This is a genomic window from Lysinibacillus sp. UBA5994 (assembly GCF_002429725.1).
Lineage (GTDB): Bacteria > Bacillota > Bacilli > Bacillales_A > Planococcaceae > Lysinibacillus > Lysinibacillus capsici.
In genome coordinates, this window is the sequence record NZ_DJAU01000008.1 from 1 (window position 1) to 3,737 (window position 3,737).

Annotated in this window: 4 protein-coding genes; all 4 read left to right on the top strand. The window is 40.1% G+C overall.

Annotation, left to right across the window (positions count from 1 at the left end; translation table 11 throughout):
* The first annotated feature begins 340 nt into the window (after positions 1 to 340).
* Genes B3D98_RS02225 through truA form a run of 4 tightly spaced genes read left to right on the top strand, consistent with a single transcriptional unit; the run spans position 341 to position 3,582 of the window.
* The gene (locus B3D98_RS02225) at positions 341 to 1,186 is read left to right on the top strand and encodes an energy-coupling factor ABC transporter ATP-binding protein (protein ID WP_115673256.1); all 846 of its coding nucleotides are present in this window, start codon (positions 341 to 343) and stop codon (positions 1,184 to 1,186) included.
* Positions 1,162 to 2,034, top strand: a complete 873-nt coding sequence (locus tag B3D98_RS02230) for an energy-coupling factor ABC transporter ATP-binding protein (RefSeq protein WP_288580124.1) — start codon at positions 1,162 to 1,164, stop codon at positions 2,032 to 2,034. Before B3D98_RS02225 ends, B3D98_RS02230 begins: the two co-directional genes overlap by 25 nt.
* Positions 2,031 to 2,828, top strand: a complete 798-nt coding sequence (locus B3D98_RS02235; RefSeq protein ID WP_288580127.1) for an energy-coupling factor transporter transmembrane component T family protein — start codon at positions 2,031 to 2,033, stop codon at positions 2,826 to 2,828. The genes B3D98_RS02230 and B3D98_RS02235 overlap by 4 nt, the downstream gene beginning before the upstream one ends.
* A gap of 13 nt (positions 2,829 to 2,841) precedes the next feature.
* The gene (gene truA / locus B3D98_RS02240) at positions 2,842 to 3,582 is read left to right on the top strand and encodes a tRNA pseudouridine(38-40) synthase TruA (RefSeq protein WP_066038306.1); all 741 of its coding nucleotides are present in this window, start codon (positions 2,842 to 2,844) and stop codon (positions 3,580 to 3,582) included.
* Positions 3,583 to 3,737: the final 155 nt, after the last annotated feature.

The window sequence follows — 3,737 nt, forward strand, 5'->3', positions numbered from 1 at the left end:
GCGTTATGATGAGCGGACACTTATTAGTGTGGCGTCTCGTTTAGCTCTCCGCACCTCATTCAGGAGAAATAAGGGCTTGAGCACCCATATTTCTTGTAAATGTAACGACTAGCGCATTTCTATCGAATGAGGTGCGCGCTTTTTTATTAGATTAGATGGCGCCAATTTGTGGTGCTTTTTTTAATATATGGGTGTTATTTTATTATTTATTAAACCAATATCAATTTGAGTTGTTATTGTAGTATTTTTCTTTTATCGACATACGGATTGTAGTAGAATTCATACATAAAAAAGTGTAAGTTAATTAGTAGAGCTGAGCGTAGGGAGAGGAGTTCTAGATATGCCTGAAATTTTATCTTTAAATAATGTAACTTTTTCATATACCCCAGAAAATCCAAATAGTCGTAATGCTGTTGAAAATGTTAGCTTTGCTGTGGAAGAAGGTGAGTGGATTGCTATAGTAGGACATAATGGTTCTGGTAAGTCCACTATTGCCAAGCTGATGAATGGTTTATTGTTTCCTCAACAGGGAGATGTACGAATATTGCGAGAACCCTTGAATGAAGAAAATCTTTGGGAATCTCGCTCCTTAATGGGAATGGTCTTTCAAAACCCTGACAATCAATTCGTTGGAGCAACGGTACAGGATGATGTAGCATTTGCCTTGGAAAACAACGGTATCCCCTTTGAAGAAATGGTAAAACGTGTACATGCGGCACTCGAACAGGTAAAAATGAGTCAGTTTTTAGACCATGAGCCACATCATTTATCTGGTGGACAAAAACAGCGTGTAGCCATTGCTGGGGCACTTGCATTAAAGCCGAAGCTTTTAATTTTAGATGAGGCTACATCCATGTTAGATCCTCAGGGGCGTGCAGAGGTGTTACAAACGGTTCAAACATTACGTGCAGAAACAGGATTAACAGTTTTATCTATTACCCATGATTTAGAAGAGGCAATGTTAGCGGATCGTGTTCTTTTTATGAATGATGGTAAGAAATTTGCAGAAGGTACACCTGCTGAAATCTTTGCACTTGGGGACAAGCTAGTTGAATTTGGACTAGATTTGCCATTTGCCTTGAAGTTATCAAAGCTATTGCAAAAGGAAGGTGTTCCATTAATGGGGCAACATATGACAGAAGAAGAGTTGGTGAATGATTTATGGACATCAAACTTCAACAAGTAAGCTATGCCTATGCACAAGGAACGCCTTTTGAAAAACGGGCATTATTCGATGTGGATTTTGACATTCCATCTCATACTTATCAAGCGATAATTGGCCATACCGGTTCTGGGAAATCAACGATTTTGCAGCATTTTAACGCGCTACTAAGACCTACTTCAGGAGAAGTACATATAGGGGATCGTCTTATTGTAGCTGGGAAAAAAGCAAAGGATTTAAAAACTGTAAGACAAAAGGTCGGCATTGTCTTTCAATTTCCAGAGCATCAACTATTTGAAGAAACCGTGTTGAAGGACATTATGTTTGGCCCAATGAACTTTGGTATATCAGAGGAGGAGGCTGAAGCTCGTGCAAGAGAACTTGTCAGCTTAGTCGGTTTGCCAGATAACGTTTTGGATAAATCACCGTTTGATTTATCAGGTGGTCAAATGCGTCGAGTAGCGATTGCAGGCGTTTTGGCGATGGACCCTGAGGTTATTGTCTTAGATGAACCAACAGCAGGTCTTGATCCACGTGGTCAAAAGGAAATTATGGATATGTTTTATCAGCTCCATCAAGAACGTCATCTCACAACCATTCTAGTAACCCATAGTATGGAGGATGCAGCTCGATATGCAGATAATATTGTGATTATGCATGAAGGAAAGAATGTCTTAAGTGGATCACCACGAGTTATTTTTAAAGATGTTGCAACATTAAAGGAATTCCGTTTAGAGCCACCACGTATTGTCCGCTTTCAGCAAAAGATTGAGCACATGATGGGGCATTCCTTGTCTAAGGTTTGCTTAACAGAGGAAGAGCTTGCTGCTGAAATTGCTCAAGCCCTTAGAGAGGAGCGTGCAGAGTCATGATGGAAAAAATGATCTTTGGTCGCTTCTTACCTGGTGATTCACCTGTACACAAACTTGATCCACGGTCAAAGCTGATCTTTGTGTTCGCCTTTATTATTATTGTGTTTTTAGCCAATAATACCGTGACATATGCTATGTTACTCGCATTCACGCTACTGATTGTATTAGTATCGCGCATTCGTCTATACTTTTTAATAAATGGACACAAACCAGTACTCTTTTTGATGGCCTTCACATTCCTTCTCCATATTTTCATGACGAAGGAAGGCGTCCCTGTGTTTGAATCAAAATTCATTACGATTTATGACGAAGGGATTAGGCGGGGAATATTTATCTCAATTCGTTTTCTAGTATTAGTATTTATGACGTCAATCTTAACGTTAACTACATCACCGATTTCCATTACAGATGGTATCGAGGTTCTACTGAATCCCTTAAAAGCAATAAAAGTACCCGTACATGAATTGGCTTTAATGATGTCCATCTCATTACGCTTTATTCCAACCTTAATGGATGAGACGGATAAAATTATGAAGGCACAAATGGCAAGAGGCTCTGATTTATCATCTGGGCCAATTAAGGACCGTATAAAGGCAGTAGTACCATTGCTTGTGCCTCTCTTTGTCAGTGCATTTAAACGGGCTGAGGATTTAGCAACAGCGATGGAAGTAAGAGGCTATCGTGGTGGTGAAGGACGCACTAGGTACCGTAGGTTAAAATGGGATATGGGGGACACATTTGCGATTGTGTTATTAGTAGCAATAGGCGTATTGCTATTCTTCTATAGAAGTTAAAGGAGTAGGCTATATGCGACGATTAAAAGTAATTATAAGCTATGATGGCACACTTTTTTCGGGCTATCAGGTGCAGCCAGGTGAACGCACAGTGCAGGCTGAGCTTGAGCGTGTTCTAGCTATTATGCATAAGGGAGAACAGGTAAAGGTAACCGCAAGTGGTCGTACAGATGCTAAAGTACATGCGACAGGGCAAACATTGCATTTCGACACACCACTTGCCATTCCAGCAGAAAAATATAGTAAGGCTTTGAATGTGCAACTGCCAAGAGATATTCGTGTATTATCGGTTGAGGAAGTGGCACATGACTTTCATGCGCGTTACGATGTGGCTGGAAAAAGATATCGCTATATTTGGTCTTGTGAGCCTATCCAAAGTCCATTCCGCAGATATTATACTGTGGAGACAAATGGGGTCAAACCTAACGTAGAGGCGATGCAAGAGGCAGCTAAGGCTATTATTGGTACACATGACTTTTCTTGTTTTTGCGCGGCGAATACAAGCGTAAAAGATAAAGTACGCACAGTAACATTGTTACAATTTGAATGGCATGGTGAAGAGCTACATATGGTGATTGAAGGGAATGGCTTCTTATATAATATGGTACGTATTATTGCAGGTACTCTTTGGGAGGTTGGGATAGGTCGACGTAAGATTGACAATGTGTCCCATGTAGTTGCTTCAGGTAATCGTGATAAGGCGGGAAAAACCGCTCCACCACAAGGGCTATACTTAGAAAAAGTGTTCTATTAGTGGCGTTCTACAATTCTGAACAACTTCACCAGGTGTTTAATGAAATTGCTTGACTTTAAAAGTCATTCATTATATGATAACAGATGGTATTTTCATTACCACCACAAATAAGCCCCGAAACTTATAGTGTAGTCTAATGAAAAATAACGGTAATC

Bases quoted from the DNA above. Each gene is read 5' to 3' on its own strand.
- B3D98_RS02225 (WP_115673256.1), top strand. From the start codon at position 341: ATGCCTGAAATTTTATCTTTAAATAATGTAACTTTTTCATATACCCCA.
- B3D98_RS02230 (WP_288580124.1), top strand. From the start codon at position 1,162: ATGGACATCAAACTTCAACAAGTAAGCTATGCCTATGCACAAGGAACG.
- B3D98_RS02235 (WP_288580127.1), top strand. From the start codon at position 2,031: ATGATGGAAAAAATGATCTTTGGTCGCTTCTTACCTGGTGATTCACCT.
- truA (WP_066038306.1), top strand. From the start codon at position 2,842: ATGCGACGATTAAAAGTAATTATAAGCTATGATGGCACACTTTTTTCG.